The organism is Undibacterium sp. Dicai25W, from assembly GCF_049340505.1.
In the GTDB taxonomy this organism is placed as follows: domain Bacteria; phylum Pseudomonadota; class Gammaproteobacteria; order Burkholderiales; family Burkholderiaceae_D; genus Undibacterium; species Undibacterium jejuense.
The window spans coordinates 455,254-473,377 of record NZ_JBMPOQ010000001.1 but is presented as its reverse complement, the minus strand read 5'-3'; the positions used below and the strand labels follow the sequence as shown (position 1 = coordinate 473,377).

The window sequence follows — 18,124 nt, the reverse complement described above, 5'->3', positions numbered from 1 at the left end:
ATTGCAGATGCAACCCGCGTGGATTTTAGCTAGGTGACTATTGGCAGATGGCACCCGCCTTGCAGACGGTGATCCCTCGTTGCTGCAATTGCTCTCGCAAACGACGTGCAAGTTGTAATGCATGTGCGCCATCGCCATGCAGGCAAAGGGTGTCTATATTCATCTGCATCTCTTTGCCTTCAATACTGACCACGCTCTGTTGCTCGGCCATGCGCATTGCTTGTTGCAGAGCTAACTCTACTTCATCAATCGTTGCACCGGGTAGTTTGCGCGACACCAGACTACCATCACTGTGATAGCGACGATCTGCAAATGCTTCCTCTGCAACGGTCATTCCTGCGCGGCGGGCGGCATGAATTAGCTCACTACCAGCCAGACCTACTACACGTAGTTGTGAGCCAGCGGCAGCAATCGCTTTAACTACCGTTTCGGCAAGCCTGACATCACGTGCCGCCTGATTGTATAAAGCGCCGTGCGGTTTGGCGTGTACTAGCTGCGTGCCTTCCATTTTGCAAATATCCTGCAACGCACATATTTGTTCCAACACCTCGTCATAAACTTGTTGCATAGGTAAATGCATCTCAGTACGACCAAAGTTTTCACGATCAACAAAACTAGGATGGGCACCGATCGCAACACCGCACGCCATCGCCGCACGGACTGCAATGCGCATACTTTGCGTATCACCAGCGTGACCGCCACAAGCGATATTGGCTGAACTGACGCACGCCAGAATCGCGGCATCATCAGCACCGCCTTCACCTAAATCAGCGTTTAAATCTATCGTTATATTGTTCAAGGTTTTATTTTCCATACAAACTCCATTCAAACCGATATAGCTCATTTTGCCATTGCTTACGGGCAGCTTTTGCGCCGTCCAGATCGGTTTCTACAAAGCAGAATTGTCGCCCCAACGGCGCTTGTGCAAGCTTCCACAAATCGGCAGCGATCACTACTGCAATGCGCGGATAGCCGCCAGTAGTCTGGGAATCCGCCAGCAATACGATGGGCTGCCCATTGGGCGGCACCTGCACTACGCCGGGCAAGACGCCATGTGACAACAAATCGGTGCTTTCGCTTTTTTGCAAAGCGGTGCCCTGCAATCGATATCCCATACGATTACTTTGGGTACTGACCGTCCATGCCTGTTTAAAAAAACTTTGACGGCTGGCTTCATCAAACTGATCAAATTCAGGTCCACGTAATACCCTGACTTCGGGCGTCCATTGTCGTTGCGGCGTTCCTAATTTATTTTTTAATGGATAGGTAACACCAAGCGGTAAGCGGTCACCTTTTTTCAAAGCGCGCCCTGCATGACCGCCAAACCCGGCTTTGAGATCGGTAGAACGTGATCCCATCACAACCGGTACATCAATCCCGCCATCAAACGCCAGATAAACACGGGTGCCCGATTTGGGGCCGCGTAAGCGTAATTTTTGCCCCTTTTTAACTGGATAACGCCAACCACATACCAAGGCTTGTTCATCCAGCGTTGCATCAAAATCAGCGCCACACAAAGCGACCCAGCCGTCGCGCATAAAGCGAATTTCAAATGGGCCAGCAACCACTTCCAAACCTGCTGCAGTTCCAGCATTATTTACCAGACGATTCGCCAGCCACATCGCAGGCGCATCCAATGCTCCTGCCTGGGCGACGCCCATGTGGCGAAAACCGCTACGCCCTTGATCCTGAACGGTAGTTTGTATGCCTGCACGTAGAATCTCAAGCATGTTTAGCCCCCGTCTGTTCTGAAGCGTCTACGGGTACAAATCGCACGATATCGCCGCTTTGCAAAAGGCTGGGAGCCCGGCGCTGCAAATCAAATAAGCGCAAATCAGTGCGCCCGATAATTTGCCAGCCACCCGGGCTGGTTACCGGATAAATGCCAGTTTGTTGCCCACCTATCCCAACGGATCCGGCAGGTACTTCCAAGCGCGGCTCGGCACGTCTTGGCGTTGTCAGTGTAGAGGGTAGCCCGCCCAAATAGGCAAAACCTGGCTGAAAACCTAAAAAATAGACCCGGTATTCCGCCTGACTATGCGCAGCAATAACCGCTTGTTCAGTCATCCCCGTGTGTGCTGCCACATCTGCCAGATCGGGGCCATATTCCCCGCCATAATGAACCGGAATTTGAACTTCACGTGGTGTAAATTGTTCTATCTCGACCAATTCCCATAGCGTTTTGAGGCGCGCCAGCAAGGCCTGACCTTGTTGAAGTTCGGGATCAAAAATGAGCGTCAGATTATTCATTCCCGGCACCACATCGATACATACGGCCTCACTGGTGATCACCTGCGCGATCGCCCAGATGCGGCGTTGGCAATCTAAATCGACCGGGGAACGCGAATACAAGACTGCGGCGTTTTCGCCAGACAAATAAAAATCGACGGATGTTTGCGGCAGGATATCTTTCATATTGTCCAGGTCATTTGCGCTGAGGATGAAATTGAATTCAGACAAGAATCCTAACAGAATTGCGTGACGGTGAAAAAACAAAAAAAATTATCTGTCGCCGCGTATTGTCTTTCTATCGCCAACGCAATTGGCGCTTACATTCAGGCCGCTTCTACGATATATTCTCAGCAATAAATGATCTCTGCACCGGTTTTCCCCCAGGAAGGACTTTCCTTGCGCTTTATCCACACATCTGACTGGCATCTAGGCCAGACACTGCATCAATTTGAACGTAACACAGAGCATCAGGCTTTTCTCGACTGGCTGACGGCCACGCTGGTTCATCAGAAAGCCGATGCTTTGCTCATATCCGGTGATATTTTTGATACCGCCAACCCTTCAGCTGCAGCACAAAAGCAGTTTTATCGCTTTCTGCAACAAGCCAAAACCGCGCAGCCGCATCTGCAAATCGTGATTATTGCCGGCAACCATGATTCTCCGGGGCGTCTGGAAGCACCTGCACCACTGATGGAAAGTCTCGACGTCACGGTCATCGGCTTCGTGCCGCGCGATCTGGATGGAAATATCGACCTGCAACGATTAGTGGTACCACTACGCAATGCCGAAGGTGCGATTACAGCGTACTGTCTGGCGATTCCATTTTTGCGCCCCGGGGACGTGCCGCGCATTGAGGACGCCAACGATCCATATATGGAAGGTATTGCGCTGCTCTATCAACAGACACTGGAATACGCTTTGCACCTGCGCCAACCGCAACAAGCAATTATCGCGCTCGGACATTGCCACATGACAGGCGGTGAAATTTCAGAAGAATCAGAACGCCGCATTGTCATCGGCGGCACTGAAGCCTTGTCGGCAAATATCTTTGACAGTCATGTTGCGTATGCCGCTTTAGGGCATCTGCATCTGGCACAAAAAGTCGGTAAACAAGACCATTTGCGTTATTGCGGCAGTCCGATTCCCCTATCATTTGCCGAAGTTGATTATCAACATCAGGTGTTGCAAGTTGATCTGGATGGCGAGCGCGTCAGCGACATTACACCCTTATTTGTGCCACGCGCGGTGGAACTGTTGCGGGTGCCGCGTCAGCCTCAGGTATTGGCAAAGGTATTGGTGGCTTTAACCGCACTCGATATCCCACGTGATACCCCTGCCGATCGTATGCCGTTTCTAGAAGTGCGTGTCTTACTTGACGCTCCGGAACCTGGTTTGCGCGCCACCATAGAACAGGCGCTGGAAGGAAAACCTGTCCGATTAGCGAAAATCGAAACTACTTTCGTCAAAAGAAATGCGCAAGTCAGCGATAACAACACCATGGCTGAACTGGAAAAATTGCAACCTGATCAGATTTTTGAGCGCTTGTATCAAAGCAAATATGGCACTGAAGAAGGCACCCCGACACCACCAGAATTAAGCAAAGCATTTGCCGAACTGATGCTGGGAACAAGCGGAGACCAGGCATGAAAATTCTCGCCCTCCGTGGAAAAAATCTGGCATCACTGGCAGGCGAATTCACCGTCGACTTTGAACAAGAACCGCTGCGTTCGGCTGGCCTGTTTGCGATTAGCGGTCCAACCGGCGCAGGAAAAAGCACCTTGCTCGATGCCCTTTGCATGGCCTTGTATGAAAACACACCACGCTTGGTCAGGGCTGGCGGCAACAAAACGCTGCCAGATGGCAAAGAACTGATCTCGCAGCAAGATACCGGCAATCTCTTACGTCGTGGCACTGGCGATGGTTACGCCGAAGTGGATTTTGTCGGTAACGATGGTGTGCAGTATCGCGCCCGCTGGAGCGTCCGACGTTCGCGCAATAAAGCCAACGGTAGCTTGCAACCAACCACCATGACTCTGCACCAGCTACCCGAGCTGCTACCGATTGGCGGTAAGAAAACAGAAGTCAAAGAAGAAATCGTCAAACGTATAGGGCTCAAGTTTGAACAATTTACCCGTGCGGTACTGTTGGCTCAAAATGAGTTCTCCAGCTTTCTAAAAGCCGATGACAATGAGCGTGGTGAATTACTGCAAACCTTAACTGGCAGTGTGATTTATGAAGAACTGTCTAAACGCGCATTTCAACGCGCCAAAGATGAGCGTGACGCGCTAGACCGTTTTCATTTGCGTCTGGCTGATAACAAGCCCCTCAATGACGAAGATCGCGAACAACTGCAAAAAGATATCCAGCTTGCATCACAAAAATTGAAACAGCTTGATGCGTATGTGGCAGCAATCGATTTACATTTGCGCTGGCATCAAGATGCCGCCAAATTGGCGCAGCAAGAACAATCAGCATCGGAGGGTGCACTACAGGCTGAACAAGCACAAACAGCCTGCGCTCCGCGTTACGCCTTGTTGCAACAATTGGATGCCGTGCAGAGCGCGCGCCCTATCGTCGCGGATCTCCAGCGTTTAAGTCACAGCATTACGCAAGATACGGCGAGTATCCAAAGTACGCTCATCAAGCTGGAAGAAATCAAACAACAAGAAGCGTTAGCACAAGTTGCTTTGCAAACCGCCACAGTACAATTACAAGCAAGCGAACAAGCCCAGGCAAACGCCGCAGGTGATCTGGACCAGGCAAAACTGCTTGACGCTCACATTGCGAACTTGCAGCCAGTACGTCAGACGTTGCAACAACAAGTGGCGCAAGCAACGCAACAAGCTGAGCAAGCAATTTCCAGCTTTAGCAATAAACAAGTCCTGGTAAAACAATGCGAGAAACGCCTGCAAAACGCGCAGACCTGGTTGCAACAACATGCATCACTAAGGGTCTTAGCAGAACAATGGCCAGTTTGGGAACGCTTATTTAAACAAGCGGCACAAACCCAACATGAACTTCAAACGCAGCAGCAGCGCGTTGCGCACTTTGAAGAGTTCCAGCAAACACAGCAAGCGACGTTGGAACTACAGCAACGCACCTTCATTGACGCCCAAGAGCAACTTAATGCCGCAGAACTGCAACGGCAAACGTCAGCAAAGGTATATGCAAATTTTGATCTTGCTGCGCTTCAAGACGCAAAGCATAGCGCCGAACAAAAACGCGATCAGATTCATTCTGCCATGCAGCTGGCGCATCAACGACACGAACACCAACAACGCGTAGATAAGTTGCAAGCACAGATAGCGCAGTCAGACGAGGCAATCAAAAAAGCGAATCGTGAAGCAGAGCAAGCGCAAACCCTACTTCCGGTAGCAAGCGCCGCGCAACAACAAGCGGAACAAGCACTCAAAGCTGCCGAACTGGCCTGCGCAGCAAACGTTGAAGCCTTGCGACATCAATTGCAAGACGACGCGCCCTGTCCGGTATGTGGCGCAACTGAGCATCCGTATGCGGTGGAACAACCACAATTACATACGCTGCTAAAAACACTGCAAGAGCAACTGCAAGCATGCCGGCAACAAGAGCAATATCATCGCGACCATTTGCATCAACATCAGACTATCGCCAACCAACAAAGCCAATTACGCCAGCGTTTGCAGCAAGAAGCCAATAGCTTACTTTTTCAATGTCAGACGCACGAGCAGGCATGGCAACAACACCCTCTGCACCCGACAGCACAGAAAATCAAATTAGCGGCAAGCGAGGCGATATTGGTGTGGTTGGAGCAATCCTTGAGAGACGTTGATCAGCAACTGCAAACATTAAAAAATAGCGAGACGCAACACCAGCAAGCAATGCGTGCCAAAGATGCAGCGCAAGCCGCGTGGGATAAATGTCAGATTTTTTTCACACAAACTAAAGAAGCACTGCAAGCGACGCAGCTCGCCTTACAACACACACAAACGCAACGCGACCACGCTGCAACACAGGTGCTGAATGCACGACAAGCCTTAGGTCATACGCTTGATGAATTGGATGCCGCTTTTATCGTCCGCAACGCACATAGCGATGTCGAGGACAATGAAAACAATCTGCGCGATACCTGGCGTGATCTATGGCAGGCTGCACCTCTGGCGTTTCAGCAAAATTGCGAACAACAAGCGCAACAATGGCATAGCCAACAGCATCATCTGCAACAGGCGAGTGAAGAACTGACAGCACTGCAATTAGCACTTAATACGCTCGCCAGCACCCAGCAACACGCGCAACAAGAGCAGCAACGCCTGAGCCATGAATTGCAGATGTGTGTACAGCAATTGCAAACGCTTCAGCAACAACGTTTGCACTTATTTGAAGGTGAAGCTGTCGCCAAAGTGATAGAGAAATTCAACGCTGCAATACAAAGTGCAAAATCGCAAGTAACGACAAACACCGAACATCTGAGCGCACAACAACAAGCACTGATTCGGTCAAATGAAGCTCTGGCACAAGCACAGCAACGACTCGCACAACATCAGCAAGAGCAAGGGCAGACGCAACAGCAGTTAAATCATTGGCTGCAACAACAGCATCAAAAAAATACAGGCAGTGTGCTGGATGAAACCGGATTAAACGCCTTGCTGCAACATAGCAATGAATGGATTGCTACTGAACGTCAGGCATTGCAAGTCATCGCCAATGCCAGCCAACATGCGCGCGCCGTATGGCAAGAACGCCATCAACAAAGCGTGGCACACCGTGAGCAATTACCAGCTGCCTTGCCCGCGAACATGGGCACTGATGGCGAAACGCTGGAAATTGCGACCGACGAAGAAAACAATACGATAGATGCCTCTGAACGCTCCACAACGCAGAGTGATATGCTCAGTGTGTCTGCTCTGCAAGAACGCCGGGAGGTGTTAAGTCAGCGTCAGCAGCAAGCACAGGCAAGTCTGATTCAGCTACAAGCAAATATCACGCAAGATGATCAACGCCGTATGCACGCTGCTGACCTGCTTGAAGACTTGCAAACACAAGAAAATCGTCACCGTATCTGGGCGCAATTAAATGATTTGATCGGCGCTGCCGATGGTAAAAAATTCCGTAACTATGCGCAGCAATATACGCTCGACGTTTTACTCGCTTATGCGAATCAACACCTGCATCAACTCGCCGGCCGCTACCGCCTGCAACGCATACAAGATAGCCTGGGTCTGATGGTCATCGATCAGGACATGGGCGATGAAAATCGTTCGGTCCATTCACTGTCGGGCGGTGAATCTTTCCTTGTTTCATTGGCACTCGCACTTGGACTCGCATCACTGTCAAGCAACCGCGTCAAAGTGGAATCCCTGTTCATCGACGAAGGCTTCGGCAGCCTCGACGCCGACACCCTCAGAGTCGCCATGGACGCCCTCGACAGCCTGCAAGCCCAAGGCCGCAAAGTTGGCGTGATCTCGCATGTGCAAGAAATGACGGAACGCATAGCGACCAAGATTATGGTACAGAGAACGGCGGGGGGAAGAAGTGTGGTTAGCGTGGGGTAACAAGAGTTCACAAACGTTTTAGGTATCAGAAAAAACAACCTATGCATAAAACATCAGTCAGCATTAAAATACCAAAAGCTTAAATTATCAGGAATCCAGCATGCAATTTAATGAAGTTTTATCTGCCCTGCCAGAGATCAACCATCTGGCGGCGATCGAATTATTTGATGGCGACACTTTGATAGCGAGAATCGACAACAAACCTGGCTCGGCAGGCAGTGTGCGTGTCTATCATGCCTTAGCGCAGGAGTTTGAAGTGATCAATGCTGCTGCGGCAGCGAAGGGGTTGATCTTGTACGCGGAGCATACCGCTGACGCGATTGCGTTTCCGGGTAAGCATCCGAACATCGACCGCTTGCTGAGTGTCGAAGAGAATCAGCAATGGATGGTAAAGCTTATCCCTTTGGAACAAGCGTAATTTTTTAGGGCGGGTGCAAGCCGCCCTGGCGTAACTCTTACACCATCATCGAAGCACTCTTAGGATTACGCAATAAATCCGTCAACACCTGCCAACGTAAATCCTGATCTTGCGTACCTGCACGTCTCTCTATGTACGCCTGCACCACGTCTTGCCCCAGATTGTAGTTAATGACATAGGAGCGTAGATTTTCGATAAAGCGCACACGTTGCTCTGAGCGTTCAGCATCCGATAAACTGTATTTCATCAACATGGTAATCGCTGTATCACGATTTATTTCACCATCAAGGTATTGCTTGGCGACCATGTTCCCGGCATAAGATAATTTTTGCAGCACCGCCTGAATTTCATAATAGCGCTCGGCTTTATCAGGATCGATTCCCGCTAAAGGAAACAAAACCTGCTTCTCAAATTTCATACGTTCGGCATGCGGGAAAGCGACTTCGATTCCGTAATTGGCGCTACCCTCAGCGAGGAAAGACATGGGTGAATATAAAGGTGATATTGCATATTCAATCCAGGCTTTATCTTTCACCAATTCGTTCTCGATCAATACATTAAATACGTGGTGCCCCGGATACGCCTCGTGACTGGCCAGATCAATCGCGCGACTAATAAACATCGGAAAATCGGTATTCACTTCAATCAGACTATGGCTATTGCCTTTGTACCAGTTGTAAGCGCTCCAGACTTTATCGGTCACGTATTCAATCTGAAAACTTTCATGCTCAGGCAAAGCGATATATTTTCTAGTGCGGGCACGTGCTTCGTTAATTGCTGCGGTAAAGACGGCATCGAGTTTTTCACGCGGGATTTCGAATTCTTTATTGTAGGCGGATAAACGGGAATTCAACTCTCCGGTGCCGGGCAATAAATCATTTAACTGCGCCAGCGTCAAATCCAGATCTGCCGGAGTCAGATGGGGTGACACGGCATCATACAAAGCTTTGGTCTCATCATCGAAAGCCAGCGTATGTCCTGCCAAACGATCCACATGGGCACGTACGGCACGCAGTTGCAAAATCAAAAACGCTTGCCGTTCAACCTGGTCAGCGGGAGCGGCAGGTAAATTTTTTGCTTGTTCCAACAACTCATCGGCGTGCGCTTGCAATTCAGAAAGTGGTTTCTGAATCACTTGTTCACGCCATTCTGCAGGGCCAATATAGGCATCCACGTAGCTGTCGTCATATTGACCAACAGCGAGCACCAATTTGACGTAGGCTTCGGCGATTTGATTTAGATTCATACCTTGATCGTTTCAGATTTTTGAAAAATTGAAGGGAGAAGAATAATTCTCAACAGTAAGCACAAATCTTAAAAATGTACTCGAAGTCGTAAGCATATACCATTAGGCTGGTAGCGAGTAAATGTAGGCGGCAGCACTGATTGAACCGAACACGTATTGATTTATATTTACATTCAGCGTCTAATTCGGCTTTCGGGTTTGCGTGGGCAAACCTTCACTTTTTCGACAGATGAAACATGATAGATGCTTTAATTTCAGGAAGAATGTACGGTCGCGCTGATGAGCGTAGCGGACAAGGTGGTTCATTGTATGTGACATGCAAAGTACGCGCCACGACCGACGAAGGCGATACGCTGATGTGCAATGTGATTGCTTTTAACGATAACGTTCGTAACACCTTGCTCGCTTTAGAGGATGGCGAAAGCGTAGCACTCTCAGGCGCACTGACACCAAAAGTGTGGACCGATAAACAAGGGAAGACAAGACCTGCCGTTGACTTAATCGCGCACGCAGTGTTGACGAGTCATTTGACACAAAGAGAAACGGACTTCGAATAATCTCAAAGCCCGTTCTTCGTCTTTGTTTTTCTTTACCTCTTTGATTCGTGTGGTTTTTAAGCAAAGCCCGAGGCTGCACTCACAATGTAAATTACGGCAAACCGTTACGCCCTTACTGCATAAACGCCGCACGCAAACTGAGTCGCTCATATTTGCATTTAGAAAATCTTCATATGCCGGTTCCAGTTTTATATACTGGCCGCAATGACTTGCTGATCGGTGTAGCCTGAAATTGATGGGGACTTAATTTTCAGAGGAGAGAATTCAGTTTTTTTACTTTATTTATCAACAATAAAACACGGTAAAACAATACGCAGAAAAATACGAAAAAGAATAATTGAAGTCTAGTTCCGATCGCACATTATTTAACCTTTTTTCATATAAATAGCATTATTAAAATGCCTTTCATTATAGGTGTAAAAAATTATTTAAAAGTCAGAAAAATTAGTTGACCGCAGTAAATCTCAGGAGGACACTTAGTACCTCTTGCTGCGGGTAAAGCGATGAGCATCTTACTTTCACCAGATATACGCACGGTCATTTTATTGCTATTTGCTGGCAACCTGCTAGCGATCGTGATGCTGAGTGCTTATCGCCGCAAAGAAGGTCTGGAGTTAGCTTACCGTCGTTATATCGCAGGAAAAATTTTTCAAGCACTCGCCTGGATGCTGATCGGTGCGCGAGGCACCATCCCTGACTGGCTATCGGCAGATGTTGGCAATGGCAGTCTGTACGTGGGATTTGCTTTTGAGGGGCTGGCTTTTGTCCTGCTGGAACGACGCGAAAAAAAGTTCACCCGTTTGTATGCCGCCGTGACCATCACGGGCATTTTCCTTTTTTCGATGTTTAGTACCACGCCAGCACTGAGAGTCGCACTTTCATCAGCGTCCGTCGGATCAATTACCGCAATGACGGCGATATTGATGCTGTACTCAATACAGGCCTCTCGCTTACGTGTTCTGGTTGCATGTTTCTACATCGCCTTCAGTATCATGCTTGCCTGCCGCGTTGCTTATGCCGTTCTTTATCCCAATCAAATATCGGTATTTCAAAATGGGCCGATTCAGGCTTTCACCTACTTGATGACATTTGCATTTACCTTGGTTGGTGGTGCTGGTTTTTTATTGTTACTCAAGGAACAAAGCGATGATGCCCTCGCCATCGCAGTCAATGAATTGCAAATCAGAGAAACCTTGCTCACCAATATTTTTAATACTTCAAGTGTCGCCATATTTTTGGCAAATGACGATGGCTATATCAGTATGGCCAATCAACGTATGGCAGAAATGTTTGGCCGCACGATAGATAGCTTGATCGGTAGCCCTTATTTGGACTGTGTCGCGGAAGCGCAAAAAGATGAAGCGCATGACCAACTACAAAAATTACTCAGTAGTGAAATCTCTTTTCTCAAACTGGAGCGTGAATATAGTCGGCCTGACGGTAGTCATTTTTGGGGACAGTTGACCGCAACCCACATGCATGATGGTCAAAAAGTCGGGCATCAGTTAGTCGGTGTCATCGCCGATATTACGGATCTTAAATTAGCTGAAGTTAATATGCGGAAAATGGCGCATCACGATCCGCTCACCGGATTGGCCAATCGCGCCTTATTTTCTGATCGGCTACAACAAGCAATGATGGTTGCAAAGCGAGATCAGACCCGCTTCGCTTTACTGTATATCGATCTGGATAAGTTCAAACTAGTCAATGATAGTTTTGGCCACCAGGTCGGTGACAAATTATTGCAAGAAGTGGCTCTCCGAATATCTCGCTGCGTGCGTGACTCAGATATTGTGGCACGTGTTGGCGGTGATGAATTTGTCATTTTGCTGCGGTCTGTGAACACAACTGAAAATGCTTTATTGGTAGCAGAAAAAGTTCGTATAAGCCATGCCAAAAACTTTAAAATCGAAGAGCATGACTTAGCCATTTCTTGCAGCATAGGCGTCGCTATGTACCCAGATGATGGTACGAGTGAAAGCGAGCTGTCAGCAAAATCCGATGAAGCGATGTATAAAGCTAAACATGGTGGGCGTGATCAGGTTCAATTTGCTACTATCACAACTACCAACAATTCACTATAGTTCATCAACGAATTCATTCTTTGGGTAATGGCATCGCGGCACGATTTGCAATGTCTTGCGCCGCCATCTGATCACGCTGCAAATGGGCAATCAAAGGCTGATTGGCATCGGCATTTCCCCATTGATCAAAATACACCAGCTCTTCAATCGGCAAACGCGGTAACCAACCTTTGGTTTCCAATTCTGGCTTGGGGTAAAAATGGCTCACATAGCCTACACACAAATAAGCAATCGGAACGATATGTTCTGGGATTCCCAGCGCCGCTTGCAATTCATGTTCATGAAAAATACTGACCCAGCCTACACCGAGTCCTTCTGCCCGCGCCGCTAACCAGAGATTTTGAACAGCACAAACGCTGCTGTATAAATCCATCGTTTTCATATGCGTGCGTCCAAGCACCACGCTGCCAGTGCGTTCGCGGTCACAGGTAATGCAAATGCCTATCGGCGCATCACGTATGCCCTCTAACTTCAGCTGTTGGTAGGTATTGCGCTTTTCTCCTTCAAACATCGTCAATGCTTCGGCATTGGCTGATATATACGCTTGCTGCACGCGGGTTTTAACGTCCTCCGATTTGATCAGTAAAAAATTCCATGGCTGCATAAAACCGACAGAGGGAGCGAAATGTGCCGCAGTCAAGATGCGACTTAGCACCGCATCATCGATTGCCGTCGGTAAAAACTGACTACGCACATCACGTCTGGAAAAAATCGTGTGGTAGATCGCATCACGCGCTTCTTGCGAAAAAGCGTGAATATCCGAGGTGTCGGAAACTGGTGTTGTTTGCATGAATTCCCCTAATGCAAATAAATTGGGGGCAGCCTGACCAAGCTCCCGGTGACATTTTCAGGCCGGTCTTCTGACTCAGATTCATTTGAGACTGGCACCTTCCCGCGCATTTTATGTCGCAGTGGCATTTTGCCAATCTCATCCTCTTTACAGCGTTGGGCACGTGGCGGATTCACACCGCCTTCCCGATTCTCCCGGCATGGTTGCCAGGCACCTGAAGTGGGCGATGATGCGGTGGAATGCCCCCGATTGTCAAGCCAATGATGGACTTAAGTCATTTCTGAAAATTTCGACATATTTAAAAAAAAACCGGATCAACAGGGGGAGTTGATCCGGAAAAAGGGTAAGTACTAAATGACAAATTTAAATTAAAAGCGATAAGTAACCGATGCCTCAAACGCACGACCAAAAATAGGGCGCGCCATAATCACACCAGAACCAGCGCCCAACACACGAGAGTCGCCTTCTGTCAAACCCAAGGTATTGTTGAGATTGGTACCAGTTAAACGGAATTCAAGCTTGTCGCCAACGACAGCAAGGATACCCGCGTCCAGCGTGTTGTAAGAAGGTAAAACTTGCTGATTCTGAATATCCGAATAGCGTTTTCCAATGTAGCTGTAGGTACCATACATCTTGACAGAACCCCAGGAAGTTGGAATACGATAGCTCGGTGTCAGACGTGACTGGAATTTTGGCTGACGTTGCAGTTGATTACCGTTATTGCTTGTGCCGGTAGAGCTATCGATGCCTTGAAATCCGGTATATTTGCCATCTTCATAATCTCCCGAAAATGCCAACTGGAAATTCGTAAAAGGACGCCATGCACCTTCAAACAAGACACCATTAGTCTGTGATCCATAGTTGTACCAGACCGTAGAGCCATTCGTCAAAATCTGGCTTTGTTGAATACCTGTAAAGTCTTTATGGAACACTGAGGCATAGAGCGAAAAATCAGAATTGACTGCCTTAATCCCAACTTCATAGGTCTTGATATCCTGCACTGGTGCTGTGGCAGATGTTCCTGCATCACCACGGATATCGTCAAACTGTGGCATTAAATGGCCCGAATTGATGCGCGCATACAGATTCACATTCGGAGTCAGTTTGTAACCGCCACCAATTGTCAGGGAAGTCGCATGGTCTGTCTGAGTGACGGACTGATAAGTACCCGTAAGCATACTTGCGCCCTGGTTATACAGATGCAGCGGGTTACTATCGATATTTCCGGATGTGATATTTCCTAAGGTTGCATTCACTCTTTGGGTCTCATAGCGCAGACCTGCATCCACTGTCAGTTGAGAATTCAGCTTCCATTGATCCGCCATGAAAAACGCCGTTTTTTGCCCGTTGTAGCTATCATGCTGCGCATACGAGACCGGACCATCGATACCATTATTTGAAATCACCGCACCATTATTCAAAATGACGTTGATAGGTTTAGGATTGGACGTCGCTGTCATCAACACGCTATTGCCGAGGTACCACAAATCTTGTGAAGAATAATCGGCCAGGAACGTACCAAACGTAAAGGTATGATCCTTCATCAATTCTTTGCTAAATTTGAGTTCATCGGTTGTCGATCTGATTTGTTTATCGACGTACCACGCACCTGCATTGAGCACTTGCTGGTTAGGATCTACGGCACCGCTGCCATCTGTGTAGGTAGCGGTACCGCCAGTTGCGAGGCCACCGGCTATCACAGTTGCGCTATTACCGTTCGCTTTAGTCAGGGCGGCATTGAGGTAACTACTCATCGTCTGCGGAACACTACCAGTGAAAAACGCATTGGTTTGCATATCGCCGCTGACGTAATTCAATTTGTTACTGACTTCCCAATCATGAATTTTTTGATTGAAGTCAATGCCAAACGTATGCACATCAGCACCACGTCCGTTTGCCATATCAATGTTTTGCGTCTGACCGGGAGCCGTTTGTATGGTGAAGAAGCGTGTTTCATTTCCGTACAAGGATCCGGTTAAAGGATCAAACCCGGGAAAGGCACCAGTGGGTACGCCCGCCGCTGAAGCGCTGACCGGAATGGCTGTGAAAAATAAATTCTTATCTTTCAACGTCCTGGCATATAAGGTCACTTTGCCATCCTCCAATAAACGGGTCAGCGTACCGGTGAGTTGGTAGCCATCATTGGTAGGAAACTGGCTATCACGAACGCCGTTATCTGTGCGATAAAAACCGCCGATCGTCGCAAACCAGCCATCCGAAATTTTGCCGCCATAATAGGCATCGTAGCGTCGTGCATTTCCCGTCCCAAACGTGGTACGGAGCAAACCTTCATCGCCGCCTTCTCCTGTCTTGAGAATAAAGTTCATCGTTGCGCCTGGCTGTCCGTTCGACAGTACGGTATTTGGCCCACTGACTAAGGCTTCCATATGATCGATAGTGTCATCAAGACGGAACATCGAGGAGTTATCCATGAAGGACAAGGTAGGAGCAGGAAAGATCGGTGCGCCATTCAATTGTATGGTCACATAATTGGCGTCGCCGCCACCTGGAAAACCTGCGACCTCAATGTTAGGGCCAGTTTGCCCACCAGAGGTTTCTGCATACACGCCCGGAACGATTTTAAATAAGTCTGCGGTGGAGAGGGGCGCAGCTTCTTTCATCTGTTCTTCTGTCGCAGTGGTGATGGAATAAGGCGCGTCGACCTTGCGCAAACCACGCCCCAAGGCGCTACCAGTGACAACGACTTGTTGCGCTTCGGCAGGTTTATTTTCTGGTGCAACGACAGTGCTGCTGACTTCGCTGGAATTTGGTGTGGCATCCGCCGCACTCGCCTGATTAATCAGGCTAAGCACGGCCAAAGTGATACTGGAAAGTAAAAATGGACGATGAACTTGCATAAGGTGTCTCCGATAATTTTTAAAAAGGTGGTTCTATCCTGAACCTTGGTGAAACTGAGAAATTCGCCCAGGGACGACTTCTATTTTGTTGCGTTAAATTGTTTGTGCGCTCTTTTTACTGATCACTTTTTAGTCACGATCTTTTTTTGTAACCTGATCAATGTTTTGATCAAACAGTGATGGATAAGCATATTGAAACAGCCAATGTTATCGATGTCAATCTTTAATTGTTATCGATAACATTTGATTTAAATTGATGTTGCTTTTTACTGAAAAATTTCTGAAATACAAACTCTGAAACCACTGCGACAGTGCGGCCAAATCAACTTTAGAGAGCAAGCTTAGTCAACCGACGGTTCTAGTTTTTTTTGCTATGCCACGCCAAGACTGACCTGCTCGACTTCTGATTGAGCGTCTAACGCCCTTCTGAAAAGGAACAATGAGGGAACCATAATACCTAGCGGGATCAGCGTCAGATAGAACGCCGTTTGTCCGCTAAAATGGGCAAACACTAATCCTGTAATCAATGATCCCGTCGTTCCGCCAAGTGCCGAGAAAATGACAATGAGTCCTGTCATCGCCGCATGTTGATAGGTCGGCAGAGCACTCAAAATCAAAGAATTAATAACGGGATATATCGGCGCCATAAATATACCAATTAATGGAAAAATAAACGCAGCTAAAGGTGCATTTCCCCATCCGGTCACCGCTTCGGCATTCAATGCATGGGTCAATGGCAAGGTCAGGAATATCAATCCCGCCATCAGACACAGGCAAGCACTCAACATCGTAAACCAGTGAACTCTTTTGAGTAATAAACTAAATCCCATACGGCCAATCGCACTCGATGCGGCGAGAATACTTGTCATTTGCACCGACAAGCTGAGTGGCAATTTCATAATTTCGTTATTAAACGTTGGCAACCAGGAGGTAATCCCTTGCTCCACCAGAGCCGATAAAAAAGCTGCAATCAGAAATAAATATACGAGGGATTTTCTAGTCAGTATCCACATCAGCGAGAAGCCTCTCGATTCGGAGGTACCCGCTATCCTGCCATCCGGACGCGCCGCACTTTCATCAAGTGGCGTTGTTGCGAGCAACATAAACGCCGCAGCGCATAAGCAGGCCAGCACCCAATACACTTGCAGCCAATGACGCGATGTCATGTCAGCAGAATCAATGAAATATGAAAATACCCAATAGCCACTTAGTACACCAAGCATGAATATTCCCTCAAGCATATTCATGAACTGCGCGTGTTCTTGCGCCCCCTTGGTAATGAGGCCAATCGTGGAATAAATCGATACCTTGATCAAAGCAAATGAGATACCACAACACATAAAAAACAAACGCGTACACATAAAGCCTGGCCACAAAGGCATGGCAATACACGCAAAAAACATCAACCCCAGCGCGATCAATATCGATTTTTTATAGCCAAGTCGCGGTAAAAAAGCGGCACCGAGAAACGAGGCAGCAGCAATTGATAAGTCTTTAAATGCCTCCAAAATACTGGCATCTGATTTACTGACATCAAAACTATTGATCACTTGCAAAATGACGGTGCCGACGCTGTTCAGTAGCATAGCGAAGAGAAAATAGATCAGGAATAGCGCGATGCCAATACGTGAATTTTTCATTTGTTAGCTCTTGTCTCTGATGTTATATATTTTTATGCATTGTCAGGTATTACATTCGCTTGCATCTCTTCGTATGCATGATCGAAACTTTAAATCGCTAATTGACGGCATAATCGTTTAGCAAAAAATGTCGCAAATCTGGAATAACCAGATCTGCGTCTGTCAACACATTTGCAGAACCAATACCAAGTGCAAACATACCCGCAGCCTTAATCGATGTAATTCCCGCCAAGGAATCTTCAACACCGATGCATGCGCTTGGATCGACGCCAAGATGATTTGCTGCTGTTAAAAAAATTTCTGGATGCGGCTTCGTATGCGTCAAAAAAGCAGCATCAACGATATCGTCAAAGCAATCACGTATTTCTAATCTTTCCAGAATAAAAAAAGCATTTTTGCTTACTGATGCAAGACCTGTTTTCAAGCCAGCAGAACGCACTGCTTCTAATGCTGCGCGAGCTCCTGGTAAAAGATCGGCAGGCGTTATTGTGGCAGTGAGTTGCTGATAATGCTGGTTTTTTTTGTTCGCCAATACTTGCTTTTCTTCATGCGTGTAGTTGCGAGATGACTGACGCAATATCAGATCCAACGATGCCATTCTATCGACACCTTTCAAGCGCTCATTAAAGGCTTCATCAAAATCAATCCCCTGTGTTTGCGCCAATTCTCGCCATGCTAAAAAGTGGAAGTGCGCCGTATCCGCGAGCACACCATCTAAATCAAAAATAACGGCTTCAATTGCTTGCTTATTCATCCTCATACTCATCTTTC

Annotated in this window: 13 protein-coding genes and 1 riboswitch; of the genes, 5 read left to right on the top strand and 8 right to left on the bottom strand. The window is 47.8% G+C overall.

The genetic code is table 11. From position 1 onward, the window contains the following. Nucleotides 1-37: 37 nt before the first annotated feature. From ACO0KY_RS02250 to pxpB, 3 genes are read right to left on the bottom strand one after another with little or no spacing between them, the layout of a single operon-like run. Nucleotides 38-814 (bottom strand): 5-oxoprolinase subunit PxpA, encoded by a 777-nt coding sequence (locus tag ACO0KY_RS02250; RefSeq protein WP_423043854.1) that lies wholly within the window; start codon nucleotides 812-814, stop codon nucleotides 38-40. Then, nucleotides 804-1,730, bottom strand: coding sequence for a biotin-dependent carboxyltransferase family protein (locus ACO0KY_RS02245; RefSeq protein ID WP_423043852.1), 927 nt, complete (start codon nucleotides 1,728-1,730; stop codon nucleotides 804-806). Before ACO0KY_RS02245 ends, ACO0KY_RS02250 begins: the two co-directional genes overlap by 11 nt. Beyond that, on the bottom strand, nucleotides 1,723-2,415 hold the full coding sequence (gene pxpB, locus ACO0KY_RS02240) for a 5-oxoprolinase subunit PxpB (protein WP_423043850.1): 693 nt from the start codon (nucleotides 2,413-2,415) through the stop codon (nucleotides 1,723-1,725). Before pxpB ends, ACO0KY_RS02245 begins: the two co-directional genes overlap by 8 nt. A gap of 213 nt (nucleotides 2,416-2,628) precedes the next feature. Here pxpB and ACO0KY_RS02235 point away from each other — a divergent pair, with 213 nt between their 5' ends. The 3 genes from ACO0KY_RS02235 (at nucleotide 2,629) to ACO0KY_RS02225 (ending at nucleotide 8,178) form a co-directional block, all read left to right on the top strand. Then, nucleotides 2,629-3,879, top strand: coding sequence for an exonuclease SbcCD subunit D C-terminal domain-containing protein (locus tag ACO0KY_RS02235; protein WP_423043848.1), 1,251 nt, complete (start codon nucleotides 2,629-2,631; stop codon nucleotides 3,877-3,879). Then, nucleotides 3,876-7,760: an AAA family ATPase gene (locus ACO0KY_RS02230; protein WP_423043846.1), complete on the top strand. Its 3,885-nt coding sequence runs from the start codon at nucleotides 3,876-3,878 to the stop codon at nucleotides 7,758-7,760. The genes ACO0KY_RS02235 and ACO0KY_RS02230 overlap by 4 nt, the downstream gene beginning before the upstream one ends. A gap of 100 nt (nucleotides 7,761-7,860) precedes the next feature. Further along, a complete protein-coding gene (locus tag ACO0KY_RS02225) occupies nucleotides 7,861-8,178 on the top strand; it encodes a DUF2322 family protein (RefSeq protein ID WP_423043844.1) in 318 nt (105 codons plus the stop codon). 37 nt (nucleotides 8,179-8,215) lie between these two features. Here ACO0KY_RS02225 and ACO0KY_RS02220 read toward each other — a convergent pair whose 3' ends face one another. Next, a complete protein-coding gene (locus tag ACO0KY_RS02220) occupies nucleotides 8,216-9,424 on the bottom strand; it encodes a hypothetical protein (RefSeq protein WP_423043842.1) in 1,209 nt (402 codons plus the stop codon). Nucleotides 9,425-9,660: 236 nt separating this feature from the next. Here ACO0KY_RS02220 and ACO0KY_RS02215 point away from each other — a divergent pair, with 236 nt between their 5' ends. Continuing rightward, entirely contained in the window at nucleotides 9,661-9,981 is a 321-nt protein-coding gene (locus ACO0KY_RS02215) for a single-stranded DNA-binding protein (RefSeq protein WP_186911103.1), read from the top strand. Nucleotides 9,982-10,484: 503 nt separating this feature from the next. Continuing rightward, nucleotides 10,485-12,065, top strand: coding sequence for a diguanylate cyclase domain-containing protein (locus ACO0KY_RS02210; protein ID WP_423043839.1), 1,581 nt, complete (start codon nucleotides 10,485-10,487; stop codon nucleotides 12,063-12,065). 13 nt (nucleotides 12,066-12,078) lie between these two features. On the opposite strand, the gene bluB is transcribed toward ACO0KY_RS02210, so the two are convergent. The 4 genes from bluB to pgmB all read right to left on the bottom strand — a co-directional run bounded on the left by bluB (nucleotide 12,079) and on the right by pgmB (nucleotide 18,107). Next, nucleotides 12,079-12,855, bottom strand: a complete 777-nt coding sequence (gene bluB, locus ACO0KY_RS02205; protein WP_423043837.1) for a 5,6-dimethylbenzimidazole synthase — start codon at nucleotides 12,853-12,855, stop codon at nucleotides 12,079-12,081. 43 nt (nucleotides 12,856-12,898) lie between these two features. Continuing rightward, a riboswitch (cobalamin riboswitch) is annotated at nucleotides 12,899-13,088 on the bottom strand. Nucleotides 13,089-13,223: 135 nt separating this feature from the next. Further along, nucleotides 13,224-15,713 (bottom strand): TonB-dependent receptor domain-containing protein, encoded by a 2,490-nt coding sequence (locus ACO0KY_RS02200; protein WP_423043835.1) that lies wholly within the window; start codon nucleotides 15,711-15,713, stop codon nucleotides 13,224-13,226. Between the two features lie 371 nt (nucleotides 15,714-16,084). Further along, nucleotides 16,085-17,353, bottom strand: a complete 1,269-nt coding sequence (locus tag ACO0KY_RS02195; protein ID WP_423043833.1) for an MFS transporter — start codon at nucleotides 17,351-17,353, stop codon at nucleotides 16,085-16,087. Nucleotides 17,354-17,450: 97 nt separating this feature from the next. Continuing rightward, nucleotides 17,451-18,107: a beta-phosphoglucomutase gene (gene pgmB, locus ACO0KY_RS02190; RefSeq protein ID WP_423043831.1), complete on the bottom strand. Its 657-nt coding sequence runs from the start codon at nucleotides 18,105-18,107 to the stop codon at nucleotides 17,451-17,453. Nucleotides 18,108-18,124 lie beyond the last annotated feature (17 nt).